Source organism: Polynucleobacter sp. AP-Ainpum-60-G11 (assembly GCF_018688375.1).
Lineage (GTDB): Bacteria > Pseudomonadota > Gammaproteobacteria > Burkholderiales > Burkholderiaceae > Polynucleobacter.
Genome location: NZ_CP061318.1, coordinates 73,206 through 98,619 on the forward strand (window position 1 = coordinate 73,206; position 25,414 = coordinate 98,619).

The 25,414-nt window shown below is 46.5% G+C and carries 25 protein-coding genes; 17 read left to right on the plus strand and 8 right to left on the minus strand.

All coding sequences use genetic code 11. The annotated features are described in order from the left end of the window. Positions 1-49: 49 nt before the first annotated feature. Positions 50-1,069 carry a porphobilinogen synthase gene (gene hemB, locus FD971_RS00450; protein ID WP_215334165.1) on the minus strand — a complete coding sequence of 340 codons (1,020 nt, stop codon included), beginning with the start codon at positions 1,067-1,069 and terminating at the stop codon, positions 50-52. Next, a complete protein-coding gene (gene yihA, locus FD971_RS00455; RefSeq protein ID WP_215334166.1) occupies positions 1,053-1,718 on the minus strand; it encodes a ribosome biogenesis GTP-binding protein YihA/YsxC in 666 nt (221 codons plus the stop codon). Before yihA ends, hemB begins: the two co-directional genes overlap by 17 nt. 186 nt (positions 1,719-1,904) lie before the next feature. On the opposite strand from yihA, the gene FD971_RS00460 reads away from it, so the two are divergent. Then, a complete protein-coding gene (locus tag FD971_RS00460; protein WP_371743068.1) occupies positions 1,905-2,567 on the plus strand; it encodes a cytochrome c in 663 nt (220 codons plus the stop codon). Positions 2,568-2,660: 93 nt separating this feature from the next. On the opposite strand, the gene lysA is transcribed toward FD971_RS00460, so the two are convergent. Beyond that, entirely contained in the window at positions 2,661-3,959 is a 1,299-nt protein-coding gene (gene lysA / locus FD971_RS00465; protein WP_215334168.1) for a diaminopimelate decarboxylase, read from the minus strand. After that, positions 3,956-4,144: a lipoprotein gene (locus FD971_RS09960; protein WP_215334169.1), complete on the minus strand. Its 189-nt coding sequence runs from the start codon at positions 4,142-4,144 to the stop codon at positions 3,956-3,958. Before FD971_RS09960 ends, lysA begins: the two co-directional genes overlap by 4 nt. Positions 4,145-4,191: 47 nt before the next feature. Between FD971_RS09960 and cyaY the strand changes: the two genes are divergently transcribed. Then, positions 4,192-4,578 (plus strand): iron donor protein CyaY, encoded by a 387-nt coding sequence (cyaY, locus tag FD971_RS00475; protein ID WP_215334170.1) that lies wholly within the window; start codon positions 4,192-4,194, stop codon positions 4,576-4,578. A 9-nt stretch (positions 4,579-4,587) separates the two neighbouring features. Here cyaY and aroB read toward each other — a convergent pair whose 3' ends face one another. Genes aroB through FD971_RS00495 form a run of 4 tightly spaced genes read right to left on the minus strand, consistent with a single transcriptional unit; the run spans position 4,588 to position 8,014 of the window. After that, positions 4,588-5,670 carry a 3-dehydroquinate synthase gene (gene aroB / locus FD971_RS00480; protein WP_215334171.1) on the minus strand — a complete coding sequence of 361 codons (1,083 nt, stop codon included), beginning with the start codon at positions 5,668-5,670 and terminating at the stop codon, positions 4,588-4,590. Positions 5,671-5,678: 8 nt separating this feature from the next. Then, positions 5,679-6,203, minus strand: coding sequence for a shikimate kinase (locus FD971_RS00485; RefSeq protein WP_215334172.1), 525 nt, complete (start codon positions 6,201-6,203; stop codon positions 5,679-5,681). A gap of 12 nt (positions 6,204-6,215) precedes the next feature. Beyond that, positions 6,216-7,337 (minus strand): secretin and TonB N-terminal domain-containing protein, encoded by a 1,122-nt coding sequence (locus FD971_RS00490; protein ID WP_251368635.1) that lies wholly within the window; start codon positions 7,335-7,337, stop codon positions 6,216-6,218. Continuing rightward, positions 7,334-8,014, minus strand: coding sequence for a hypothetical protein (locus FD971_RS00495; RefSeq protein WP_215334173.1), 681 nt, complete (start codon positions 8,012-8,014; stop codon positions 7,334-7,336). The genes FD971_RS00490 and FD971_RS00495 overlap by 4 nt, the downstream gene beginning before the upstream one ends. Before the next feature lie 287 nt (positions 8,015-8,301). Between FD971_RS00495 and FD971_RS00500 the strand changes: the two genes are divergently transcribed. The 15 genes from FD971_RS00500 to hisG all read left to right on the plus strand — a co-directional run bounded on the left by FD971_RS00500 (position 8,302) and on the right by hisG (position 25,406). Then, positions 8,302-10,491, plus strand: coding sequence for a penicillin-binding protein 1A (locus FD971_RS00500; RefSeq protein WP_251368689.1), 2,190 nt, complete (start codon positions 8,302-8,304; stop codon positions 10,489-10,491). Between the two features lie 12 nt (positions 10,492-10,503). Next, the gene (locus tag FD971_RS00505) at positions 10,504-11,202 is read left to right on the plus strand and encodes a transposase (RefSeq protein WP_215334175.1); all 699 of its coding nucleotides are present in this window, start codon (positions 10,504-10,506) and stop codon (positions 11,200-11,202) included. Between the two features lie 199 nt (positions 11,203-11,401). Then, positions 11,402-16,147 carry a glutamate synthase-related protein gene (locus tag FD971_RS00510; RefSeq protein WP_215334176.1) on the plus strand — a complete coding sequence of 1,582 codons (4,746 nt, stop codon included), beginning with the start codon at positions 11,402-11,404 and terminating at the stop codon, positions 16,145-16,147. A gap of 47 nt (positions 16,148-16,194) precedes the next feature. Then, complete coding sequence (locus FD971_RS00515) at positions 16,195-17,658, plus strand: glutamate synthase subunit beta (protein WP_215334177.1); 1,464 nt, start codon at positions 16,195-16,197, stop codon at positions 17,656-17,658. A 10-nt stretch (positions 17,659-17,668) separates the two neighbouring features. Then, positions 17,669-18,535, plus strand: coding sequence for an ABC transporter ATP-binding protein (locus FD971_RS00520; protein ID WP_251368636.1), 867 nt, complete (start codon positions 17,669-17,671; stop codon positions 18,533-18,535). After that, entirely contained in the window at positions 18,532-19,329 is a 798-nt protein-coding gene (gene mlaE / locus FD971_RS00525) for a lipid asymmetry maintenance ABC transporter permease subunit MlaE (protein WP_215334178.1), read from the plus strand. The genes FD971_RS00520 and mlaE overlap by 4 nt, the downstream gene beginning before the upstream one ends. A gap of 21 nt (positions 19,330-19,350) precedes the next feature. Next, a complete protein-coding gene (gene mlaD / locus FD971_RS00530; protein WP_215334179.1) occupies positions 19,351-19,833 on the plus strand; it encodes an outer membrane lipid asymmetry maintenance protein MlaD in 483 nt (160 codons plus the stop codon). Next, positions 19,833-20,579, plus strand: coding sequence for a VacJ family lipoprotein (locus tag FD971_RS00535; RefSeq protein ID WP_215334180.1), 747 nt, complete (start codon positions 19,833-19,835; stop codon positions 20,577-20,579). The genes mlaD and FD971_RS00535 overlap by 1 nt, the downstream gene beginning before the upstream one ends. 73 nt (positions 20,580-20,652) lie before the next feature. Continuing rightward, positions 20,653-21,300, plus strand: coding sequence for a phospholipid-binding protein MlaC (locus FD971_RS00540; protein WP_251368637.1), 648 nt, complete (start codon positions 20,653-20,655; stop codon positions 21,298-21,300). 34 nt (positions 21,301-21,334) lie between these two features. After that, entirely contained in the window at positions 21,335-21,595 is a 261-nt protein-coding gene (locus FD971_RS00545) for a lipid asymmetry maintenance protein MlaB (protein ID WP_215334181.1), read from the plus strand. Position 21,596: 1 nt separating this feature from the next. After that, positions 21,597-22,349 carry an ABC transporter ATP-binding protein gene (locus FD971_RS00550; RefSeq protein WP_215334182.1) on the plus strand — a complete coding sequence of 251 codons (753 nt, stop codon included), beginning with the start codon at positions 21,597-21,599 and terminating at the stop codon, positions 22,347-22,349. Next, positions 22,346-23,134, plus strand: coding sequence for an ABC transporter permease (locus tag FD971_RS00555; protein WP_215334183.1), 789 nt, complete (start codon positions 22,346-22,348; stop codon positions 23,132-23,134). Before FD971_RS00550 ends, FD971_RS00555 begins: the two co-directional genes overlap by 4 nt. 68 nt (positions 23,135-23,202) lie before the next feature. Continuing rightward, on the plus strand, positions 23,203-23,451 hold the full coding sequence (locus FD971_RS00560) for a BolA family protein (RefSeq protein WP_215334184.1): 249 nt from the start codon (positions 23,203-23,205) through the stop codon (positions 23,449-23,451). Between the two features lie 33 nt (positions 23,452-23,484). Continuing rightward, positions 23,485-24,759 (plus strand): UDP-N-acetylglucosamine 1-carboxyvinyltransferase, encoded by a 1,275-nt coding sequence (gene murA / locus FD971_RS00565; protein WP_215334185.1) that lies wholly within the window; start codon positions 23,485-23,487, stop codon positions 24,757-24,759. Positions 24,760-24,779: 20 nt separating this feature from the next. Continuing rightward, positions 24,780-25,406, plus strand: coding sequence for an ATP phosphoribosyltransferase (gene hisG, locus FD971_RS00570; protein ID WP_015420282.1), 627 nt, complete (start codon positions 24,780-24,782; stop codon positions 25,404-25,406). Positions 25,407-25,414 lie beyond the last annotated feature (8 nt).

The following is a 25,414-nucleotide window of genomic DNA, read 5'->3' on the forward strand; positions in this document are numbered from 1 at the left end:
TTACTTAGATGTAAATGGGGATAAGCCATTTACCTTCTTGAGCCATTAATTACTTGGCGGCCTTTAAAAGGCGTGCAGCTTCAAGTGCAAAGTAAGTCAGGATGCCATCGGCACCAGCACGTTTAAATGCCAGCAAGGATTCCATCATCACAGCGTCATGATCAAGCCAACCATTTTGCGCGGCAGCTTTGAGCATGGCGTATTCACCACTCACTTGATAAGCGTAGGTTGGGAAATTAAATTCATCACGCACTCTACGCACGATATCTAGGTATGGCATGCCAGGTTTGACCATCACCATATCAGCCCCTTCGCTGATATCAAGCGCAACCTCCCGCAAAGCCTCGTCAGTATTGGCACAATCCATTTGGTATGTTTTTTTATCGGCCTTGCCTAAATTCTTTGCTGAACCTACTGCATCTCGAAATGGGCCATAAAACGCAGAAGCATATTTAGCTGAGTAAGCCATGATGCGAGTGTGAATCAGTTTCTTCTGCTCTAGCGCCTCACGAATTTTTCCGATGCGACCATCCATCATGTCGGATGGTGCAACGATATCAACACCAGCTTCCGCCTGAGTAATAGCTTGTTGTACCAAGATCGCTGTAGTCTCATCATTCAGAATACGACCTTGCTCATCTAAGACACCATCTTGACCGTGGCTTGTGTAAGGGTCAAGTGCGACATCCGTCATGATGCCCAAATTCGGAAAGCGTTTCTTGAGTTCACGCACGGCAGTTGGAATTAATCCATTGGGATTAAAAGCTTCTTTGCCATCAGGTGTTTTCAGAGATGCATCAATCACTGGAAAGAGTGCCATTACAGGAATGCCTAATGAAACGCATTCTTCGGCAACGCCGAAAAGTAAATCTAGCGACACCCGATTGACTCCTGGCATGGAAGCAACGGCTTGAGACTGATTGCTGCCTTCAAGCAGGAAGACGGGGTAAATCAAATCACTTGAGTGGAGGTGGTTCTCTTGCATCAGGCGGCGGGACCAATCATCGTGACGCATACGACGTGGGCGATGTGCCGGAAAGTTCAATAAAGAGTTAGCTTGTAATTTCATCTTCTTGAGTCTCTGCTTCAAATAACCATTTAATAACAATATTGTCGGCCTCTTCAAGACCAATACGCTTAGTACTTGAAAATAATTGTGCCGTAAGTTGGGTAGATTCACCATTGCCGTCAGGCAGTGCCGGATCGTATTGTTGTAATCGCTTACGCACGGCTTCTAGGGCATGCTTGCACTCACTTTTATTGAGTTTGTCGCACTTACTGAGCAAAATATGAATTGGTTTGCCGGTTGGCACAAACCACTGAATCATTTGCTCATCCAAATCGGTGATGCCACGTCTAGAGTCCACAATAAGGACCATGCCTACCAGTTGCTCCCGCTCTTGCAGATAATCGCTTAGGAGGGCATTCCAGTGGTATTTGGTCTCATGATTGACGGCCGCGTAGCCATATCCAGGTAAATCCACTAAATAGGCTAAAAGATCGTCTTTTGCAAAAAGCCCAAAATAGTTGATGTGCTGAGTGCGTCCTGGCGTTTTACTGGCAAAAGCGAGCCTTTTTTGGTTGCAAAGCACGTTAATTGCACTAGATTTACCCGCATTTGAACGCCCAGCAAAGGCCACCTCACGCAGTGGAGTGGCAGGCAAACAATGGGTGTCGTTGACTGTGGTCGCGAATCGGGCTTGAAAGAGTTTAGACATGTCCAGAAGCTATTGTAAAATCACGCAAAATCATGAAATATCTCATGGTGTTGGGTAAAAGGTTGTAAAAGTAGGGCCCAAACACTTTTAGGAATTTTTGCCAAGGTAAACATAATGCGTCAAACCTCTCAAATCTCCAAATTAACTAGCGTAAGCGCTAGCCTAGCCGCTGGCTTTTTTCTGGCGATGACCAGCTTCTCCGGCGTGGTTAGCGCTGCAGATCCTGCTCCTGCTGCTGCTCCGATGGCGGAGGCTGCTGCTAAGCCAGCAGTTCCAGGTAAGCCTAAGGCAGATCCTGCAGTCGGTGAAGCGCTGTACTCTAACGGCGACGCTAGCCGTGGTGTAACTGCCTGCCTTACTTGCCATGGACCTAAAGGGCAAAGCGCTACAGCCACTTGGCCTAAGTTGTCTGCTCAACATGCTGCCTACACTACTAAGCAGTTAAAGAATTTTAAAGACGGATCTCGTGCTAACCCAGTCATGATGGGAATGGCTGCTACCTTAACTGAGCAAGATATGAATAATATTTCTGCTTACTTAGCTGCTCAGCCAGTTTCACAGGGCATCGCTCAAAACAAAAACACGATTGAATTAGGTCAAAGCATCTACCGCGGTGGTATCGCCGCCAAGGGTGTTCCAGCGTGTGCAGCATGTCATAGCCCAACTGGCGCTGGCATTCCATCACAGTACCCACGTATGGGCGGTCAGTGGGCTGAGTACAACGCAGCACAGTTGCTTGCTTTCCGTGAAGGCACTCGTAAAAATAGTACGCAAATGACTACGATTGCTACCAAGCTTTCTGATCAAGAAATGAAAGCTGTCGCTGATTACATGGCAGGCTTGCATTAATTTAAGGTTCAGTGCAAAACAAAAACCCCGCTGATGTAGCGGGGTTTTTTATTGCCTCATAATTCACTAAAAGAAGTGAACGTTCAATTGAACTTAATTTGGCAAGACGGTTTCACTAGCAAATAGATCAGCAACATTTTCCCGTGCGCGAATGACGTATGCGTTCTTGCCATCAACCATAATCTCTGCTGGCTTTGGTCTCGTGTTGTAATTCGATGCCATCACAAAACCATAAGCGCCAGTAGACAGAATAGCCAGTAGATCGCCTTCTTCAACTGCAAGATTACGATCTCTTCCAAGCCAATCACCGGATTCGCAAACAGGTCCAACAATGTCATAAGTGGAGTTTGTAACTTGTTTAGTCTGGACTGGAACGATACCGTGATAAGCCTCGTAGAGGGCTGGACGCATCAACTCGGTCATTGCCGCATCAACAATACAAAAGTTTTTCTCAGCGCCAGGCTTGAGATATTCCACTTTGGTCAAAAGCACGCCAGCATTGCCTACAAGGGATCTACCGGGCTCTAAGACGATATCGAGATGCGCAAAGCCGCGCTCAGCAACACGGTTGAGTAAGGTATTGGTGAACTCGGTAATGTCTGGTGGATTGTCGTCTCCATAGGAGATCCCAAGGCCACCACCTAAATCGAGATGATGAATCTCAATACCTTCTTTTTTCAATTGAGCAACTAACTCGAGTACCTTATCAAGCGCATCAAGGTAGGGTGCTGTGGTGGTGATTTGTGAGCCAATATGACAATCAATGCCCACTACATCAATTTGTGAAAGCAGCGCAGCCTCACGATAGGTTTTTAAAACCTCGTGATAAGCAATTCCAAATTTATTTCCCTTTAATCCAGTAGAGATGTAGGGATGTGTTTGTGCATCTACATCGGGATTTACGCGCAAAGAAATTGGGGCGCGACAATTCAGCTTAGTGGCAACGCGATTAATTTGGTGCAGTTCTGCGATCGATTCCACGTTGATACATTTAACGCCAGCCTCTAAGGCCTGAGCAATTTCAGAGGCGGACTTGCCAACACCTGCGAATACCAAACTCTTTGGATCTGCACCAACTGCAAGGGCACGAGCTAATTCACCGCCGCTGACTAAGTCAAAGCCAGAACCTAATTTCTTAAAGCAATCGATCACCGCTAAGTTGCTATTCGCCTTCATCGCATAGTGGACGCGAGCACGTCTTTTACCAGAAGAATCTACACAAGCTTTGTCATAGGCTTGATAAGCCTCGGTCAATGCTTTTTTGCTGTAGACATACAAAGGCGTGCCGAATTCTTTTGCCAAATCTGACAAAGGAATTTCTTCCGCATACCAATTGCCGTTGCGCTCTGTAAATCCAGCTAAGTCAGGGAGTGGAATCGCTTTACTTGTCATTGCTTGGTCGATGTTGGGTTGGTAGCAGGGCTTTGGGGTGGATAGAGCTTGCCTTTGGGTTCTGGTTCAGAGGGAGGGCTTGGTGCCGGCGGTACATTTGGCAAATATAAGGGCCCTCTGACCCCACACCCAACAAGGGATATTAGAAGGCTAATACCAAGAGTTCTTTTAAGAATCGCTATCATGAATGTCTCTAAAACGAATGATTGAATATAGCATGCAGGACTCTAATATGAAGCCGAGTAATTTGACTGTGGAAACCATCGACGATAAGCAATTCCACCAGTTAGGCAGCAATTTATTGCAGTCAATTGAAGTGGCCTTGGAAGCTGCAGACGATGCCTTGGATTTAGATCTCGATGTAGAGCGCCAGGGCGGGAACGTGATCAATATTCGATTCAGGGATCGCAGCGTAATTGTGGTCAATACACAACCCCCTCTGCATGAAATCTGGGTAGCAGCAAAATCTGGCGGTTATCACTACCGCTGGGCTGGGACTTTAGCTTCACCGCTGTGGCTAGATACCAAAACTGGGCGCGAGCTACTGGGCGACTTGTCGGAATTTGCTAGCGCCCAAGCCGGGCAAGCAATTACTATTGGCCTGCTCCAGAATAAGTAAGTTAGGAAATTAAACTGCCCCTGTGGCAGCTAGGGTCTCTATGACCTGAGCATCGGGAACACTCTTAATTTGCGCTTTGCCAATCTTTTCTAAAACGACGTAACGGATTTGTCCGCCCTCAGTCTTTTTATCTACTTGCATCAATTCCATATAACGCTGTGCGCCAAACTTCGGGGGCGCTATCGGCAGATTCATAGATTGAATAATCTGAGTTAAGCGATTGGCCTCATCCTGAGTAATGAAGTTCAAGCGTCTTGATAGGTCTGCACCCATGACCATGCCACAGCCAACAGCTTCACCATGTAACCACTCCCCGTAACCCATGCCGGCTTCAATCGCATGGCCAAAGGTATGTCCAAAATTGAGGGTGGCACGAATGCCCCCTTCTCTCTCATCTGCCGAAACAACTGCCGATTTAATTTCGCAAGAGCGTAAAACTGCATGCGCCATTGCTGCGGTATCACAGGCTAGCAAGGCTTTTGCATTTGCTTCAATCCAGTTTAAGAACTCCGCATCTGCAATAGCGCCATGCTTCACCACTTCAGCGAGGCCCGCAGAGAGTTCGCGCGCAGGCAATGTCTTTAAGGTATTGAGGTCAGCAATGACCGCTGCTGGCTGATGAAATGCCCCGATCATATTTTTTCCGAGCGGGTGATTGATGCCAGTTTTGCCGCCGACAGAAGAGTCCACTTGAGCTAATAAAGTTGTTGGTACTTGAATAAATCGAATACCGCGCATAAAGCTAGCTGCAGCAAAGCCAGTCATATCTCCAATGACGCCACCACCCAATGCCACCAACATAGTTTGACGATCAGCACCAAACTGAAGGAGGTCATCAAAAATGAGCTGAAGATTTTTCCAGTCTTTATAAGACTCTCCATCTGGCAACACAATCGTTCTAACAGGTTTGCCGAGTTTCTCTAAAGTCCTGGTAAGACGATCTGCATACAAGGGGGCAACGGTCGTATTGGTCACAATATAAATCGACGTTGCTTTTTCACAAGCGCTAAATAATTCTGGCTGATCTATTAAATCCGTACCGATATGAATGGGATAGCTACGATTGCCTAGATCAACTTCTAATGTTTTCATGGATAAATTTATGCGGAGAGTTCGAGTTGCATGATGAGGGTGTTGACGAGCTGATTGACGCTGGGTTTTCCAGTCTCAATGACATAGTCAGCGATTTCGCGATACAGGGGATCACGAATGGCGTATAAGTTTTCCAAAATCTTTTTTGCATCGCCATTTTTAAGAAGCGGTCTACCTTCACCACCTTTAGTGCGATGCCACAGCTCCATTGGATTGGCATGGAGATAAATTACGGTTCCTCTTTCACTGAGAAATTGCCGATTCTCAGGTAGAAGTATGGCACCGCCACCGGTTGCCAAAATGACATCACGTTCAGCGGTTACATCCTTGATGGCCTGAGCTTCACGTTTGCGAAATCCATCTTCACCCTCCATTTCGAAGATGACAGGAATCTTGACTCCACAACGATCTTCAATCACATGGTCGGCATCCAAAAAGCGACGATCCAATTTCTTAGCCAGCAATTTACCGACGGTCGATTTCCCGGCACCCATTAGGCCAATCAGAAAGATATTGTTAGATGAAGAGTTCACCCTCCGATTTTATTAGTGTTTATCGAGCACGGTGGGGGTTAAAAAGACTAATAGTTCAGTTTTATCAGCCAATTTAGATTTATGGCGAAATAAATGCCCAATCAAAGGAATATCGCTTAGAAGCGGAACTTTGATTTCATCATCGCGTTCAGTGGTCTGAAAGATGCCACCAATAATGGCAGTGCCTCCATTTTCTACAGTGACTTCAGAGCTCAGGTTTTTGGTATCAATGGCATAGCCCTGTTCGGTCTTCATGCCAATTGTGTCTTTATTGATCCCCACCAACATCGATATCTTCCCGTCAGGATGAATTTTGGGTAAGACTTCTAGGCGTAAGTTGGCTTTGCGGAACTGCAATTTACTCCCGCTTTGAGAGCTTACCTGGTAGGGCAGCTCGGTTCCTTGCTCAATAGTGGCCTTGACTTGATCGCCGGTCATGATGCGGGGATTGGAGAGGATCTTGCCTTGGCCATCGGATTCCAGGGCTGACAGCTCCATTTGTAGCAACCTGGCTGCATTCTTAGAAACCAGGGTAGCGGCCAAGGTGGCAGGGTTAAAACCAGCTAAGCCGGTACCCGCAAGATCTAGATTTGCGCTGGCGTGCTGGTCTGGATGATTGCCAATACCCTGGGCTTGGTAACCAAGTTTGATACCGAGTTCGCGTGCAAAGCGCTGGTCTGCCTCGACGATACGAGCCTCTATAAGGATCTGGCGAGGGCTATTAATGTGATCTCCACCAAAAGGAAGAGCAGCATCCTCCCGACGATTCTTTTGAAAACTTTGTATTTCCGCATGGGGGCCAATCCAGTAAATATCCCCATTTCGGATAAGGCGCAAGCCTCGACTAGCCAGAATGGAATGGAGGGCAGTTTGCCAGGGGGTGTCCTTGAGGTCGACCGAAATCTTGCCTTGAATAGATTCGCTCAGTAAAAAATTGGTATTCCCCATTTTGGCTAAAACCTGCAAAAGCTCAGTCATTTCAATGTGGCTAAATTGCAGGCTAATACGGTTATCTTTTGGCTTGTCTGAGAGGTTTGCCTCGGGGTGCTTTCCTGACGCTGGATTGAGTAAAAAGAGCAAAATCAGGGTTGCCAAGTTGGCATGGATTTTCTGAAGAATCTTCAAGGAAGTCACTCTGATGGGGTGGAGTTAAAAGTGATGGATTTGCCTTTAGGGTGGGTCAAGACGGCTAACTCTTTTTCTGCTTGAGTGAGGCGCCATTCCCCCAAAGTTAGATCCTGTTTTTGCACCATCCTGGTGGTCTTGCCAGTATGAAAAAAGGCCTGCTCAGTCACTCCCATTCTTGTGATCCCTAAATACCGCCAGCGACGCAGTTCTAACTCATGCGGTATGACTACAGGCTTGGTTTGGAGTGCTTGTATTGAAGGTTTTATATTTAATGAGTGAACACTTACTTCTATCTCATCAATGGCCTCATATAGAGCATCTCTTTCAGAAGCCCATTCACTTTGAGAGAATTCAAGCTCATCCTTGAGGGTGACTAGCTGATTCTGCAGGCTACTAATTTCTTCAGTAGCATCAGATCTAGTGAAGTCAAAGTAAAAAAAGAGGGCTCCACCGCAAAGCAAAAAGATGCCGCCTAAGAGCAAAAGCGGAGTGAAATTGAACCCTCTCAGATCAAAGGATTGAGATACAAATGGGAGGTTTGGGCCCTTGCTTTTGGGTGCTGTATCTACCCTTGGGGGAGATGATGTTTTGCGAATTCCATGGGGATCTGGGATGGCGGGGTCGTCCCCCAACTCGCTCAGAATGTCATCAAAAGACTGGGGGGAAATATGGCGTGGAGGCATGCCATATTGTTCGCCCTGAACTCAGGAAAAAGGATCGGGGAAGGCAGAATTACTTGTCAGAAATAGCTGCCTAAAAATATTTCTGACAAGGGTTTTGGAGCTTTAAGGAAAAGTGCGTAAGCACCCTATAATTTGACTCTATGGCCCTACCCCCAAAAGACAAGCCGCCCTTAAACCGGCGAAATACCCGACTACCTGATAGAGGCCCTGGTCAGTCAAGAGCGGGGCAATTTCTGTCAAAGAAATCGGGTGGTAATCCCCTCACAAAAGCACTACTCATTTTGAGTATGGTTTTTGCGGTGATATTTACGTTGTTGCTGGGCTACGCTTTTCTTATAGCGAAGCCGAATTTGCCAAAGATTTCCGCGCTGGTTGACTACAACCCGAAAACACCATTGCGCATCTATACGGCCGACAAGGTCCTGATTGGTGAGTTTGGCGAGGAGCGCCGCAAGGTGATTCCTTTGATCGAGATACCTAAGAGTATGCGTAACGCAGTCTTGGCCATTGAGGATGATCGCTTTTATTCCCATGGTGGTGTCGACTATGTCGGTATTCTCAGGGCTGCCCTTACCAATTTGCGGGGCAATCTTTCGCAGGGGGCATCAACCATCACGATGCAGGTAGCCCGGAATTTCTTTCTCAGCAATGAGAAAACCTTCAGTCGCAAAATTTATGAGGTTCTCTTAGCTTGGGAAATCGAGTCCCAACTAAGCAAAGACAAGATTCTTGAGATTTACATGAATCAAATCTTTTTAGGGCAACGAGCATATGGATTTTCCAGTGCTGCCCAGATCTATTTTGGTAAAGAGTTAAAAGATATTTCGATTGCTGAGTCAGCAATGTTGGCGGGTTTACCTAAAGCGCCATCAGCATATAACCCGGTTAGTAATTTCCGTCGTGCCAAAATTCGCCAGGAATACATCTTGCAACGTATGCGTGATTTGTCTTACATCACTCAAGAGCAATATCAAATCGCCATGGCGGAAGAGTTGCATATTCGTGGACTTGGAAATGAATTTAGTACTCGTGCAGATTTTCCGGCCGAGATGGTGCGTCAATTGCTGTTTGCGCAATATGGTGAGGCAATCTATTCCCAGGGAATTGATGTCTACACCACGATCTTGAAGGCGGATCAGGATGCTGCATATAAGGCAGTGCGCCGAGGTATTTTTGAATATGATTTGCGCCACGCATATCGTGGTCCAGAGGGATTTATTGATTTGCCGGAAGATTCTGTGAGGCGTCAACGGGCAATTGATGAGGCCTTATTGGCTTATCCACAATTAGATGATTTGCAGTCTGGCGTAGTGCTCGATATCAAGCCAAAAGAAATGCTGGTCATGACTTCTACTGGGGATACGATCACGCTCAAAGGTGATGGTATGAAGCTAGCTGCTGCTTCTCTAACAGATAGCGCTCAACCCAAAAAGCGTTTACGTCCTGGTGCGATTGTTCGATTGCTTTCTGATGGCGGCGTTTGGAAGTTAGCCCAGTTGCCGCAAGTTGAAGCCGCCTTTGTATCTATGAATGCAGAGACTGGTGCGATTCTCGCTTTGGTGGGCGGCTTTGATTTCCGTCGCAATAAATTTAATCACGTTACTCAAGCTCAACGGCAGCCAGGATCTTCTTTTAAGCCATTTATTTACGCTGCTGGAATTGAAAAAGGCTTTTCTCCAAGCACGATGGTGAACGATGCTCCTTTATCTATTGGCGGGATGGAAACCGGTAGTCAGGCCTGGGAGCCTAAAAATTACGATGGCAAATACGAGGGCTTGATGCGCTTACGTACTGCTTTAGCAAAATCAAAAAACTTAGTGTCAGTGCGATTAATACGTACTATTGGCCCATCTTATGCCCAAGAATATATTCAGCGCTTTGGATTTGAGGCTGAGAAGCACCCACCTTATTTAACAATGGCTTTGGGCGCGGGCTCTGTGACGCCTTTGCAAATGGCGTCAGCGTACAGTGTTTTTGCAAATGGTGGTTATCGTGTAGACCCTTATTTGATTAATAAGATGACGGACTCAAAAGGTGCGGTGCTGTTTGAGGCCAAACCCACTCAAGCGCGTGAAGATGCACCTCGTGTATTGGATGCAAGAACTGCTTTTGTGATGGACAGCATGTTGCAAGAGGTGACAAAAACTGGCACTGCAGCCAGTGCGAGAGCAAAATTAGGTCGCAATGATATCGCCGGTAAAACAGGTACTACCAATGAATCTCATGATGCTTGGTTTGCGGGATATAACCCAAAGGTCGTAGCGATTGCATGGATTGGCTTTGATAAACCAGCAAGTCTGGGTGATCGTGAAACTGGTGGTGGGCTCGCTTTACCAATGTGGATCTCCTATATGAGTACGGCGCTAAAGGATGAACCACAACAAGGTCGTGAAGTGCCAGCAGGTGTAACTCAGGTTGATGGAGATTGGTTTATTCCTGAGTTTTCTAATAATGGCGGTGTGCGCGAACTTCAGTAGTTCGCTTTAGCAATGGCAAGGCTAGCTCGTACCATTATTCCCGGCCAAGCAATGCATGTCATGGTCCGTGGCAATAATCGGGAAATACTCTTCTTTAATGATGCAGATCGCCGTATCTATTTAGATTGGCTCAGGGAAGCCGCTAAACAGTTTGGGAGTGCTGTGCATGCTTTTGCTTTGATGCCCAATCATGTTCATCTATTGATGACTCCGCAAAACGTAGATTCGCTCGCAAAAACGATGCAATCTTTAGGTAGACGTTATGCCCAGTATTTCAATCAGCAGCATCATCGCTCAGGAACGATTTGGGAGGGTCGCTATCGTTCCTCGCTAATAGATCCCGAATATTTTTTGCGCTGCCAACGCTATATCGAGCTCAACCCAGTCAGAGCCGGTTTTGAATCTAGTCCTCAGGATTCCACTTGGACTAGTTTTGCTTGCCATATCGGTGGCAATGCAGAGCCTTGGTTGGTTGATCACCAGCACTTCTGGAGCTTAGGTAATACCCCTTTTGAAAGACAAATGGCCTGGTCTGCGTTTGTGAAGGATGGCGCTCCTCACTGGGAGGATCGTCAGATTACTGAAGCATTGGTGAGGTCTAAGCCCTGGGTAAGTGATATTTATGCTAAAAAGTTGTTTAAGGATAATCCTGACCTGACACTGATGCGCCACCGTGGACGACCTAAGAAATTAATTCAATTAAATCAGTAACTTAAAGATGTAATGCGGCATAAGGCCGTTCAGTAGCCAAACCTTAGAATTTTACTCTGTCCCTTTTTTAGTAAATCATTTTGGTGCTCTCCCAATTTAAATGGGACAGAGTCATTTTATTTCTATTGCATCAGCATGGGTATTCACCTATATTGGATCCTCCAAAAGTAATCAGGCCCCCAGGGCAAACGGAAATACCATGACTACACAAATGAATACAGACCTTCGTCCAATCGCACAGGGTCTATACGATCCACAAAATGAGCATGATGCTTGCGGTGTAGGATTCGTCGCACACATCAAGGGCAAAAAGTCGCATGAGATTGTTGCTCAAGGATTGAAAATTCTTGAGAATTTGGATCACCGGGGAGCGGTTGGTGCTGACCCACTAATGGGTGATGGCGCAGGAATATTGATTCAGGTCCCCGATACTTTATATCGCGAAGAAATGGCAAAACAGGGAATCGAGCTGCCACCGTTCGGTGAGTACGGTGTCGGCATGATTTTCTTGCCCAAGGAGAATGCCTCCCGTTTGGCTTGCGAACAAGAATTGGAGCGGACTGTTCGTTTAGAAGGTCAAGTTGTTTTGGGTTGGAGAGACGTTCCGATTGATGTGAAGTTGCCGATGTCTCCAACAGTGCAAATGACAGAACCATTTATTCGTCAAATTTTTATTGGACGTGGGCGCGACATCATGACAACCGATGCGCTTGAGCGTAAGTTGTATGTGATTCGTAAAACTGCCAGCCACGCAATTCAAGATTTACATTTGAAGCACGGCAAAGAATATTTTGTAGCATCGATGTCGGCTCGCACCATTGTTTATAAGGGTTTGCTGTTGGCGAACCAAGTGGGTGCGTACTATAAAGATTTACAAGACTCACGCACTGTATCCGCATTAGCTTTAGTGCATCAACGTTTCTCCACCAATACTTTCCCAGCTTGGGAGTTGGCTCACCCATACCGCATGATTGCGCACAACGGTGAAATCAATACAGTTAAAGGTAACGTAAACTGGGTGAACGCTCGCGAGGGTGCGATTAGTTCACCAGTATTGGGAGATGATCTTAAAAAATTATGGCCGCTGATTTATCCAGGCCAGTCTGATACGGCCTGTTTTGATAACTGCTTAGAGTTATTAGTGATGTCAGGCTATCCATTAGCGCAAGCCATGATGATGATGATTCCAGAAGCATGGGAGCAACATTCATTGATGGATGAAAATCGCCGCGCATTTTATGAATACCATGCAGCAATGATGGAGCCATGGGATGGACCAGCAGCCATGGCGTTTACTGACGGTCGTCAAATTGGTGCCACTTTGGATCGCAATGGTTTGCGTCCAGCTCGCTACTACGTGACTGATGATGATTTAGTCATCATGGGTTCTGAGGCGGGTGTATTGCCGATTCCAGAGAGCAAGATTGTTCAAAAATGGCGCTTGCAACCAGGCAAGATGTTCATGATTGATATGGAACAGGGTCGCATTATTGACGACGTTGAATTAAAGGATGCCGTTTCTAAGGCCAAGCCATACAAGAGCTGGATCGATGCAGTACGCGTGAAGCTTGATGAAGTTGATGCAAGTAAAGATGACCTGGTTGATGAAAAAAATACTATTCGCCCAGCGGCAAAATTATTAGATCGTCAGCAAGCTTTTGGTTATACCCAAGAAGATATTAAGTACCTGATGGCACCAATGGCCATGAATGGTGAAGAGGCGATTGGATCGATGGGCAACGATAGCCCATTAGCCGTGCTCTCCAATAAGAACAAGCCCCTCTATAACTATTTCAAGCAATTGTTTGCACAGGTGACCAATCCTCCGATTGACTCTATCCGTGAAAACATGGTGATGTCTTTAGTGTCTTTCATCGGACCTAAGCCGAATTTGTTGGACACCAACAACATCAACCCACCAATGCGCTTAGAAGTAAGTCAGCCGATTTTAGATTTTGACGATATGACCAAAATTCGTCATATCGGCCACTACACCAATGGAAAGTTCCGTTCATACGAGTTGGATATTTGCTACCCAGCATCTTGGGGCAAAGCTGGCATTGAGGCACGCTTAGCATCTTTGTGTGCCGAAGCGGCGGATGCAGTGCGCTCTGGTTACAACATCTTGATCGTGAGCGATCGTCAGGTTGATGAACAGCATGTCGCTATTCCAGCATTGTTAGCAACTTCAGCGATTCATCAGCACTTAGTGGAAAAAGGTTTGCGTACAAGCGTTGGTCTCGTGGTTGAAACTGGTAGCGCGCGTGAGACACATCACTTCGCACTTTTGGCCGGTTATGGTGCAGAAGCAGTTCATCCGTACTTGGCAATGGAAACTTTGGCTGAAATGGCTAAAGGTTTGTCTGGCGATCTGTCAGCAGAAAAAGCCGTAAAGAATTTTGTTAAAGCGGTTGGTAAGGGCTTACAAAAAGTGATGTCCAAAATGGGCATCTCTACTTACATGTCTTACACCGGCTCACAGATCTTTGAGGCGATTGGTTTAAATAAAGACGTCATTGATCATTACTTCAAGGGTACACCTTCTAATGTGGGCGGTATCGGTGTATTTGAGATTGCTGAAGAAGCTTTGCGCATGCATCAGTCCGCATTTGGCAATGACCCAGTGTTGACCAATATGCTCGAGGCGGGTGGTGAGTATGCTTTCCGTATTCGCGGTGAGAATCACATGTGGACTCCAGATACGATTGCAAAGTTACAGCACTCCACTCGTATTGGTATCGAGAAGGGTTATCAAACCTATAAAGAGTATGCCAACATCATCAATGACCAAACCAAACGTCAGATGACATTGCGTGGCTTGTTTGAGTTCAAGATTGATCCAGCTAAAGCAATTCCATTGGATGAAGTCGAGTCTGCAAAAGAAATCGTTAAACGTTTTGCAACGGGTGCAATGTCTTTAGGATCTATTTCCACTGAAGCGCATGCAACTTTGGCAATTGCCATGAACCGTATTGGCGGTAAGTCGAATACGGGTGAGGGTGGCGAAGATCCAAATCGTTATGTGAATGAACTTAAAGGCATCCCAATTAAGAAGGGTGAAACCTTAGCCAGCATTTTGGGTAGCGATGTTGTTGAAGCAAACATTCCTTTGCTCGATGGCGACTCACTGCGCTCCAGAATTAAGCAGGTTGCTTCAGGCCGTTTCGGTGTTACTACTGAGTATCTCCGCTCTGCTGATCAGATTCAGATCAAAATGGCTCAAGGCGCCAAGCCAGGTGAAGGCGGTCAGTTGCCAGGCGGCAAAGTTTCTGATTACATTGGTAAGTTGCGCTTCTCAGTGCCAGGCGTTGGTTTGATTTCTCCTCCTCCGCATCACGATATTTACTCCATTGAAGATATTGCTCAATTGATTCACGATCTGAAGAACGTGAATCCAGCAGCTGACGTATCTGTGAAGTTAGTTTCTGAGGTGGGTGTTGGTACGATTGCAGCCGGTGTTGCCAAGGCGAAAGCAGATCATGTGGTGATCGCTGGTCATGACGGCGGTACAGGGGCATCACCACTCTCTTCCATTAAGCATGCTGGTTCCCCGTGGGAATTAGGCTTGGCTGAAACTCAACAAACATTAGTCCTTAATGGCTTGCGTAGCCGTATTCGTGTGCAAGCCGATGGTCAAATGAAAACTGGTCGCGATGTCGTAATCGGTGCATTGTTGGGCGCAGATGAGTTTGGTTTTGCAACAGCGCCATTGGTTGTTGAGGGTTGCATCATGATGCGTAAGTGTCATTTAAATACCTGCCCAGTTGGCGTTGCGACACAAGATCCTGAGTTGCGCAAAAAGTTCTCTGGTAAGCCAGAGCATGTTGTGAACTTCTTCTTCTTTATTGCCGAAGAAGTGCGCGAGATTATGGCTCAGTTAGGCATTCGTAAGTTTGATGATTTGATTGGTCGCGTTGATTTCTTGGATACCCGAAAAGGTATTGAGAACTGGAAAGTACATGGTTTGGATTTCAGCAAGATTTTTGCTGAGCCAGCGGTGGCTAAAGATGTGCCACGTTATCAAGTGTTGACTCAAGATCACGGTTTGGATAGTGCGCTCGATAACATTCTGATTGAGAAGAGTGAGCCTGCATTACAGCGTGGCGAGAAAGTCTCCTTTATTGTTCCGGTGAAGAACGTCAACCGTACTGTTGGTGCAATGCTCTCCGGAGAAATCGCCCAGCGTTATGGTCATGCTGGTTTGCCTGATGACACGATTCATATTCAATTGAACGGGACTGCTGGTCAAAGTTTTGCTGCCTTCTTGGCGCGTGGCATTACTTTGGACTTGGTTGGTGACGGTAATGACTATGTTGGCAAGGGCTTATCTGGTGGACGTGTGATTGTGCGAGCACCACATGAGTTCCGTGGCGATACAGCAAAGAACATTATTGTTGGAAACACTGTCCTCTATGGTGCTATTGGAGGTGAAGCATTCTTCAATGGTGTGGCTGGCGAGCGTTTTGCAGTTCGTAATTCTGGTGCAACAACTGTTGTTGAGGGTACTGGCGATCACGGCTGTGAATACATGACTGGCGGTACTGTAGTGGTGTTGGGCGCAACGGGCCGTAACTTTGCAGCAGGTATGAGCGGCGGTATTGCTTATGTTTATGACGAAGATGGACTCTTTGAGAAGCGTTGTAATACCAGCATGGCAACTTTGGAAAAAGTGTTGCCTTCCGCTGAGCAAATTGCCAAGATGCCTCAGTCAGAGTGGCATGCCCCTGTTGATGTGAAGGATGGTGGTGAGCGTATGACTGATGAGCAAATTCTGAAGGGCTTGATCGAGCGTCATTTCCGCCATACTGGTTCAGAGCGTGCAAAAGCGCTCTTAGCTGATTGGGAAAATGCCCGCAGTCGTTTTGTGAAAGTGCTACCAACCGAGTACAAACGTGCTCTAGGTGAGTTGTGGGAAAAAGCGCAAAACAAAACTGTAGCTGCGTAAGTTGCTTAATTAATAAAAACATTAAGAAAAGATATTAAGGATTCGATATGGGTAAGGTCACTGGATTTATGGAGTTTGAGCGCGTAGATGAAACCTACGAAGCTCCCGTTAAACGCCTCCATCACTACAAAGAGTTCGTTGCAGCATTAACGGATGACGAAGCCAAAGTGCAGGGTGCGCGCTGCATGGATTGCGGCATTCCGTTTTGCAATAATGGATGCCCTGTAAATAACATCATCCCCGACTTTAATGACTTGGTGTTTCATAATGATTGGAAGAATGCATTAGATGTTTTGCAATCCACCAATAACTTCCCTGAGTTCACCGGCCGCATTTGTCCTGCACCCTGCGAAGCTGCCTGTACCTTGGGCATTAATAGTGACGCAGTTGGCATTAAGTCTATCGAGCACGCCATTATTGATAAGGGTTGGGAAAATGGCTGGGTTAAGCCACAACCATCCAAAACTAAGACTGGTAAGAAAGTAGCAGTTGTTGGTGGTGGTCCTGCTGGTATGGCGACTGCTCAGCAATTAGCGCGTGTTGGTCACGACGTTACTGTGTTTGAGAAGAATGATCGCGTTGGCGGATTGTTACGCTACGGTATTCCTGATTTCAAAATGGAAAAGTGGTTGATCGACCGTCGTGTTGAGCAAATGCAAGCTGAAGGCGTGAAATTTGAGACCGGTGTATTTGTTGGAAAAGAAGCCATTGGGGCTGAAGTAAAAAACTATTCAACAAAAACAGTTTCTCCTGATCAGTTGATGAAAGACTTTGACGCTGTTGTTATCAGCGGCGGATCAGAGCAGCCGCGGGATTTGCCATTGCCTGGTCGTGAGTTGAAGGGCGTTCACTATGCCTTGGAATTCTTAATTCCACAGAACAAAGAAAACGCAGGTGATTTCAAAAACGAAATTTCTGCAGCTGGTAAGCATGTCGTGGTGATTGGTGGCGGTGATACTGGGTCTGATTGCGTAGGTACTTCCAATCGTCATGGCGCCGCCAAGATTACCCAGTTTGAATTGTTGCCGCAGCCACCAGAGACTGAAAACAAGCCTTTGGTATGGCCTTACTGGCCAACCAAGTTACGCACATCTTCTTCGCACGAAGAAGGTTGTGAGCGTGATTGGTCTGTTGCTACAAAGCGTTTTGAGGGCAAAGATGGCAAATTAGAGAAATTAATCTGCGTTCGCTTGGAGTGGAAAGACGGCAAGATGTCAGAAATGCCAAACTCTGAGTTTGAGATTAAGGCGGATCTGGTTTTCTTGGCGATGGGCTTTGTATCACCTGCGGCTCAAGTTCTCAATGCCTTTGGTGTTGAAAAAGACGTTCGCGGCAATGCAAAAGCTACTGTTGATGGCCAAAATGCGTATCAAACCAATGTTCCTAAGGTATTTGCTGCAGGCGATATGCGTCGTGGGCAATCTTTGGTTGTTTGGGCAATTCGTGAGGGCCGTCAGGCCGCCCAGGCGGTAGATGAGTATTTGATGGGGTCTTCTGTTTTGCCGCGATAATATCGAGCATATGAACAGTGGCCATGCCAACTCGGTGGAAGTGAAGCAAAAAACCTCTAGTGGTGGCCATGGCGAAGTTGTCGTTCAAATTAAGGACGTTAACTTTTCCTATGCCCCTGGTGAGCGGCAAATTTTATCGGGACTCAATATGGAGTTCCGTCGCGGCCAAGTTGTTGCAGTAATGGGCGGCTCCGGTTGTGGCAAGACAACTATTCTGAGACTCATCGGCGGCCAGTTCGCCGCGCAGTCTGGTCAAGTTTTATTCGAAGGCCATGACATTGGCAAAATGAACGGCACTGAATTGATGGCTGCCCGACGTCGCATGGGAATGCTCTTTCAGTTTGGCGCACTCTTTACTGATCTCAGTGTTTTTGAAAACGTCGCCTTTCCTTTGCGTGAGCACACCGATTTAAGTGAAGAGCTATTGCGCTCTTTAGTGTTGATGAAGCTCAATGCAGTTGGCTTGCGTGGTGCACGCGATTTGATGCCTGCACAAATCTCTGGCGGTATGGCACGTCGTGTTGCTTTGGCAAGAGCGATTGCACTTGATCCCCCGTTGATCATGTACGACGAGCCGTTTGCTGGCTTGGATCCGATTTCTTTAGGAATTACAGCACGCTTGATTCGGGATTTGAATCAAGCTCTGGGCGCGACCAGCTTATTGGTTACGCATGATGTTGAAGAGACTTTTGAAATTGCCGATTACGTTTATTTCATTGCCAATGGTCGTATTGGCGCTGAAGGAACTCCTGAAGAGTTAAGTAGATCAAGCGATCCTTTTGTACGTCAATTCCTCGATGCATCACCGGATGGCCCTGTGCCATTCCACTATCCAGGCCAAAGCCTCGCAGAAGATTTTGGGGTGAGCCTGAAATGAGCATGCTCCATAAAGCCATAGACCTTTTCGGTGATCTTGGATTTTTTATTCGTCGTAACTTAACGAGTCTTGGCCTTGCTGCCCGCATGTTTTCTGCAGTGATTTGGCGCTCTGGCTTTTTATTAAAAAGACCCCGCTTAGTTTCTGATCAGATTTTGTTTGTTGGAAATCACTCGTTTGTCATCATTGCGGTATCTGGTTTATTTGTTGGTTTTGTCTTGGGTCTGCAGGGTTATTACACGCTCAATCGTTATGGCTCAGAGCAGGCTTTGGGTTTATTGGTTGCGCTATCGCTCACTCGTGAATTGGGCCCAGTGATTACGGCCCTCCTATTTGCTGGTCGCGCTGGAACCTCCCTTACCGCCGAGATTGGTTTGATGAAGGCTGGTGAGCAGCTTAGCGCTATGGAAATGATGGCCGTCGATCCGCTGAGTCGCGTGATAGCACCGCGCTTGTGGGCTGGCATTATTGCGATGCCGATTTTGGCGACGATCTTTACGGCTGTTGGTGTGATGGGCGGGTACTTCGTTGGAGTCCCATTAATTGGCGTGGACTCCGGTGCTTTCTGGTCACAGATGCAGGGCGGGGTTGATCTCTTTTCCGATATTGGCAATGGCCTGATTAAGAGCCTAGTGTTTGGTGTGGCAGTGACTTTTATTGCCCTGTATCAGGGCTATGAGGCAAAACCAACGCCTGAGGGCGTATCGCAAGCTACCACTAGAACAGTGGTGATTTCTTCTTTATCGGTTTTAGCATTGGACTTCTTGCTCACCGCGATGATGTTCTCGAATTAGAAAGAATAAACTGGGACTCTTATGAGAAAAAGTGCAATTGATGTTTGGGTCGGAATCTTTGTAGCCATTGGCTTGCTGGCCGCTTTGTTTCTCGCATTGAAAGTCGGCAATATGAATGCCGTTTCCTTTGCGCCTACTTATAAAATTTCTGCGCGTTTTGATAATATCGGCGGACTCAAGCCGCGTGCACCAGTTAAAAGTGCTGGGGTAGTAGTTGGGCGTATTGCTAATATCTCCTTTGATGACAAGACTTATCAAGCAACTGTCACCATGACTATTGAAGATAGCTACAAGTTTCCTAAGGATTCATCTGCAAAGATTTTAACTTCGGGTTTATTGGGCGAGCAATACATTGGACTTGAGGCTGGCGGATCAGATGACATGCTTGCTGCTGGAGACAAAATTACTCAAACCCAATCTGCTGTAGTGCTAGAAAATTTGATTAGCCAGTTCCTGTATAACAAGGCTGCCGATAGCGGTAAAGATAAGGGCGCTGAAAAGTAATGCAGTGGCTTGCCAAATGTAAACGTCTTGTGCTCCTTTGTTTGGTAGCTGGAATGGTAGGCTGCGCCTCAATTCCTGCTGGCGTGGAGCCTTCCCCGCATGATCCTTGGGAGCCATTTAATCGCTCCGTCTTTGAATTCAATGAAGGCTTAGATGCCTATTTTCTCAAGCCGGTAGTAGCTGGTTACCGTTTTGTATTGCCAGAGTTTGTGCGTGACGGTATTTATAACTTTTTTAGTAACTACAGCGATATCTATACGGCTCTGCAGAACCTATTACAAGGTAAGCCTGATTACGCCTTTAGTGATTTGATGAGGGTGGTAGTCAACACTACCTTTGGTTTAGGTGGCTTAATTGATATGGCAACGCCCGGCGGTCTACCAAAACATAAGGAAGATTGGGGTCAAACCTTTGGTGTCTGGGGTATTCCTTCTGGACCATATGTTGTTTTGCCATTCTTCGGACCAAGCAATGTGCGCGATACCTTTGGTACGGCTGCTGACATGGAGTCTGATTACTTATTTAGACTGTTGCCAGATGTTGCCCTTCGTAACAGCATTACTGGTTTACGGGTAGTGAATGCCCGTAATACCTATTACGAAGCAGGCGACCTATTAGATGGCGCTGCAATTGATAAATACAGCTTTATGCGAGATGCGTACATTCAGCGACGTGAATATCAGATTAATGAAGGGCGCGACGATAAAGAGCCCCTTATGCCGGTTTACGAAAACCCTTACGAATAAAGGCGATCAAGCCTAGCCCGATTTCCTTTAAGGGCTAAAATGGGCTCCAAAGACCAGCATTCATCGAGGACATATGAAAACCCATAAAACCATTCAAAAATACTTTGCAGTATTGCTATCAAGCCTGCTCTTGATTGCTGGTGGCGCTTCTGCTCAGGCGGTTGATCAGTCCACGCCAGATGGTTTGATTAAGACCGTGGTCTCTGAGGTAATGGCTTCTGTAAAGTCTGATCCAGAAATTCAAAAAGGGAATATCCCGCGCATCGTGGATTTAGTGGAAAAGAAAATTGTCCCTTATACCGATATGCGCCGCACTACTGAAATGGCGATGGGCCCTAATTGGAAAAAAGCGACCCCAGAGCAGCAGACTCAATTAATTTCTGAATTTAAGAATTTACTGATCCGGACCTATTCTGGCGCTTTAAGCCAGTTGCGTGATCAGACTATTCAATTTAAGCCTTTGCGTGCGGCTCCGGACGATAAAGAAGTGGTTGTGAAGACTGTGGTGATTGGTCGTGGAGATCCAATACCTTTGGACTATCGCCTTGAGAAAACCCCCAATGGCTGGAAAGTCTATGACATGAACATTATGGGCGTCTGGCTGGTTGAGGCTTATCGTAATCAGTTTGCAAATCAAATTAGCCAGAATGGCGTTGAAGGTTTGGTGAAGTTTTTACAGGATCGCAATAAACAGCTTGCTGCTACGAAGCCAGCAAACTAAAGACCACACAAGATCAATCAAAGATAAATATCAGATGCCATTTTTATTACCCGCTTCAGTGACGCAGAGCAATGTCCTGCAGTTGGAAAAAGATGGCCTGTTAAATCTTGCGACATTAAGAAATATAGATTGCATCAATCTCAAGGATTTTGATTCCACCGTGCTAACAGTTTTATTAGCATGGCAGAAAAAATTGCAAGCCGATGGTCAGCAGATTTCTGTACAAAATGCACCAAAAAAATTAACCGTATTGGCTGGCGTATATGGCGTTGCTGAGTTGCTAGGTTTGTCATAGCATGCACTCAGCAATATCAATCAAAAACGTTTCAAAAAATTACGGCGCACTTCAGGCGCTAGACGATGTTTCCTTATCAATTGAGCAGGGCGAGTTCTTTGGCCTGTTGGGCCCTAATGGCGCCGGTAAGACAACGCTGATCTCCATTCTGGCTGGACTAGTTACAGCAGATGGGGGCCATGCTGCAATCATGGGTGCGGATGTTCAGAGTCAGTTTCGTGACGCACGTCGCATGCTCGGAGTCGTGCCGCAGGAATTAGTATTCGACCCCTTTTTTACTGTTAGAGAGACGCTGCAATTTCAGTCAGGCTATTTTGGGATTCGTCATAACGATGCCTGGATTGAAGAGATCATGGCGAACTTAGATCTGACCAATAAAGCTGACAGCAATATGCGCTCTCTATCTGGTGGTATGAAGCGCCGAGTATTGGTTGCGCAAGCTTTGGTGCACCGGCCGCCTGTGATTATTTTGGATGAACCAACAGCTGGTGTTGACGTAGAGTTGCGGCAATCCTTATGGCAATTTATTAGTCGCTTAAATCAGGATGGGCACACCATTGTTTTAACAACCCATTACCTTGAAGAGGCTGAGGCATTGTGTCAGCGCATTGCCATGCTCAAGCAAGGAAAGATTGTGGCTTTGGACACCACCGCTAATTTATTAAGTCAATACGGCTCAGTGAAGAAAGATGGCGAAGGCAAAACAGATCTCGAAGATGTGTTTGTCAACATCATGTCGGGGGGTGCTCGATGAAACCTAGTTTAAATAAGCTGCCAATCTCCTATGGCAGTGGTTTCCCAACGCTCTTACGAAAAGAAATTAAACGTTTTTATAAGGTAGCGTTTCAGACAGTTGCGGCACCCGTTCTGACCGCTGTTTTGTATTTAATGATTTTCGGTCATGTACTGGAGGGCAAAGAAGTTTATGGTCGCCTCAACTACACGGCTTTTCTGATTCCTGGCCTAGTCATGATGAGCGTGTTGCAGAACGCGTTTGCCAATACCTCCTCATCCCTTATTCAGTCGAAGGTGACTGGCAACCTCGCGTTTGTTCTGCTGGCTCCATTTAGTCACTTAGAGTTTTATGCTGCTTATGTCTTGGCTGCAGTGTTTCGTGGAATTGTTGTGGGCTCGGGTGTCTTGTTGATTACTGCCTGGTTCGCAATGCCATCTTTTGAATATCCTCTCTGGATCATGGCATTTGCTCTCTTGGGCGCTGCAATTTTGGGCAGTATGGGTTTAATTGCAGGTATTTGGGCTGATAAGTATGATCAATTAGCAGCCTTCCAGAATTTCATCATCATGCCGGCAACAATGCTTTCAGGCGTTTTTTATTCTATTCATTCTTTGCCGGCAGCATGGCAGGTCGTGTCTCACTTCAATCCATTTTTCTACATGATCGATGGTTTCCGTTATGGCTTCTTTGGAGTGTCAGATATCTCTCCTTGGAATAGTTTGGCGATTGTGGCCTGTTTCTTTGTGTTGGTCTCAGCTATTGCTTTGCGTTTACTGCAAAAAGGCTACAAGCTAAGGAACTAGCTACTGTTAGACCATCCCAAGATATGTATTAAAAAAATTATTCAGAAATTAGAAATCAGGAGATTGTGATGTTGCCAACCCCAGAACAAATTGAAGGCTATATCCAGCAAGGTCTAGCATGCACTCATGTCAAAGTTGAAGGTGATGGCCAGCATTTCTTTGCAACGATTGTGAGCCCAGAGTTTGAAGGCAAGCGTTTGATTCAGCGTCATCAATTGGTATACGGCGCTATGGGTGATCGTATGAAAGCTGAAGTTCACGCTTTATCAATCAAGGCATTTACTCCTGAAGAATTTGCACAAAACACCCCAACTTAAAATACGACGTTAGCTTTTTACTGGAATAGATTCATGGATAAATTACGAATGGTTGGCGGCACCCCGCTTAAGGGCGAGGTAGCGATTGCTGGTGCGAAGAATGCGGCACTACCCATTTTGTGTGCTTGTTTACTCACCGATCAGCCTATCACTTTGCGTAATGTTCCCGATTTGCAAGATGTGCGGACCATGCTTAAGCTCCTCCAGGAGATTGGCGTGACTGTTACTTTTCCAGTTGCACATGATCGCAATCACGTGGTGCTCAATGCGGCCAATATTAAGAGCTCTGAAGCAACGTACGAGATGGTAAAAACCATGCGTGCTTCTATTCTGGTTCTGGGCCCATTGCTTGCCAGAATGCATAGCGCTAAGGTTTCGTTACCAGGCGGATGCGCAATTGGAGCACGTCCAGTGGATCAGCACATCAAAGGCTTAAAAGCCATGGGTGCCACTATCAAGATTAAGAGTGGCTATATTCAGGCTGAAACCAAATCTGCTACTGGTCGTCTGCAGGGCGCTTCTATCTTGACTGACATGATTACCGTAACCGGTACAGAGAATTTATTGATGGCCGCCACTTTGGCATCAGGCACAACTATTTTGGAAAATGCTGCTCGCGAACCTGAAGTGGGTGACTTGGCTGAGTTGCTTGTCAAAATGGGCGCGAAGATTGCTGGTATCGGTAGTGATCGCTTAGTCATTGAGGGTGTGGAGAAGCTCCATAGCGCAGAACATGCTGTGATTGCAGATCGCATTGAGGCGGGCACATTCTTGTGCGCAGTTGCTGCTGCTGGTGGTGAGGTGCTGGTGAAGCACTGCCGTCCAGATACGTTGGATGCGGTCATCGTTAAACTCAAAGAAGCTGGCTTAAAAATGGAAGTAGGTCCCGACTGGATTAAGGCTTCCATGCAAGGTCGCCCTAAGGCAGTCAGTTTCCGGACTTCTGAATATCCGGCCTTCCCGACTGACATGCAGGCCCAGCTCATGGCGGTTAATGCCATTGCCGAGGGTAACGCCACGATTACCGAAACTATCTTTGAAAACCGCTTTATGCACGTTCAAGAGATGAATCGCCTTGGTGCTGATATCGCGATCGAGGGTAATACGGCAATTGCGCAGGGCGTGGAAAAGCTTTCTGGAGCTATCGTGATGGCCACTGATTTGCGTGCCTCTGCCAGCCTGGTAATTGCCGGCTTAGCTGCCCAAGGAGAAACCCAAGTGGACCGGATTTATCACTTGGATCGTGGATATGATCGTATGGAGCAAAAGTTGACCCTTTTGGGGGCTAACATTCAGCGAATCAAGTAAGCCTGATAGATAATTACTCTATGAAGTTAACTCTAGCCCTCTCGAAGGGGCGCATCTTCGAAGAAACTGCCGAAATCTTATCTAAGATCGGTATTCGTCCGCTTGAGGATCCAGAAAAATCACGCAAACTCATTATTGAGACCTCTAACCCTGATGTCCGTCTCATTATTGTGCGCGCATCAGATGTGCCTACTTACGTTCAGTTTGGCGGTGCCGATTTTGGAGTGGCTGGCCTGGATGTTTTGATGGAAAACGGCACCGATGGCCTATATGTTCCATTTGATCTAAACATCGCTAAATGCCGGATGTCGGTTGCTGTTAGAGAAGGCTTTGATTACGCTGCTGCAGTAAAGCAAGGTTCGCGTTTGAAGGTTGCCACAAAATATGTCAATTGCGCACGTGAGCACTTTGCCAATAAGGGCGTGCATATCGATACGATTCATTTGTATGGCTCGATGGAGTTAGCTCCATTAGTTGGTCTAGCAGATGCGATTGTGGATTTAGTATCTACAGGCAATACCCTGCGTGCTAATGGCTTGGTTGAAGTTGAGCCCATTGCTGATATCAGCGCACGCCTAGTCGTTAATCAAGCTTCGTACAAACGTAAGCGTACTCAGCTCCAACCATTTTTTGAATTGCTGAAGTAAAGAAAAAT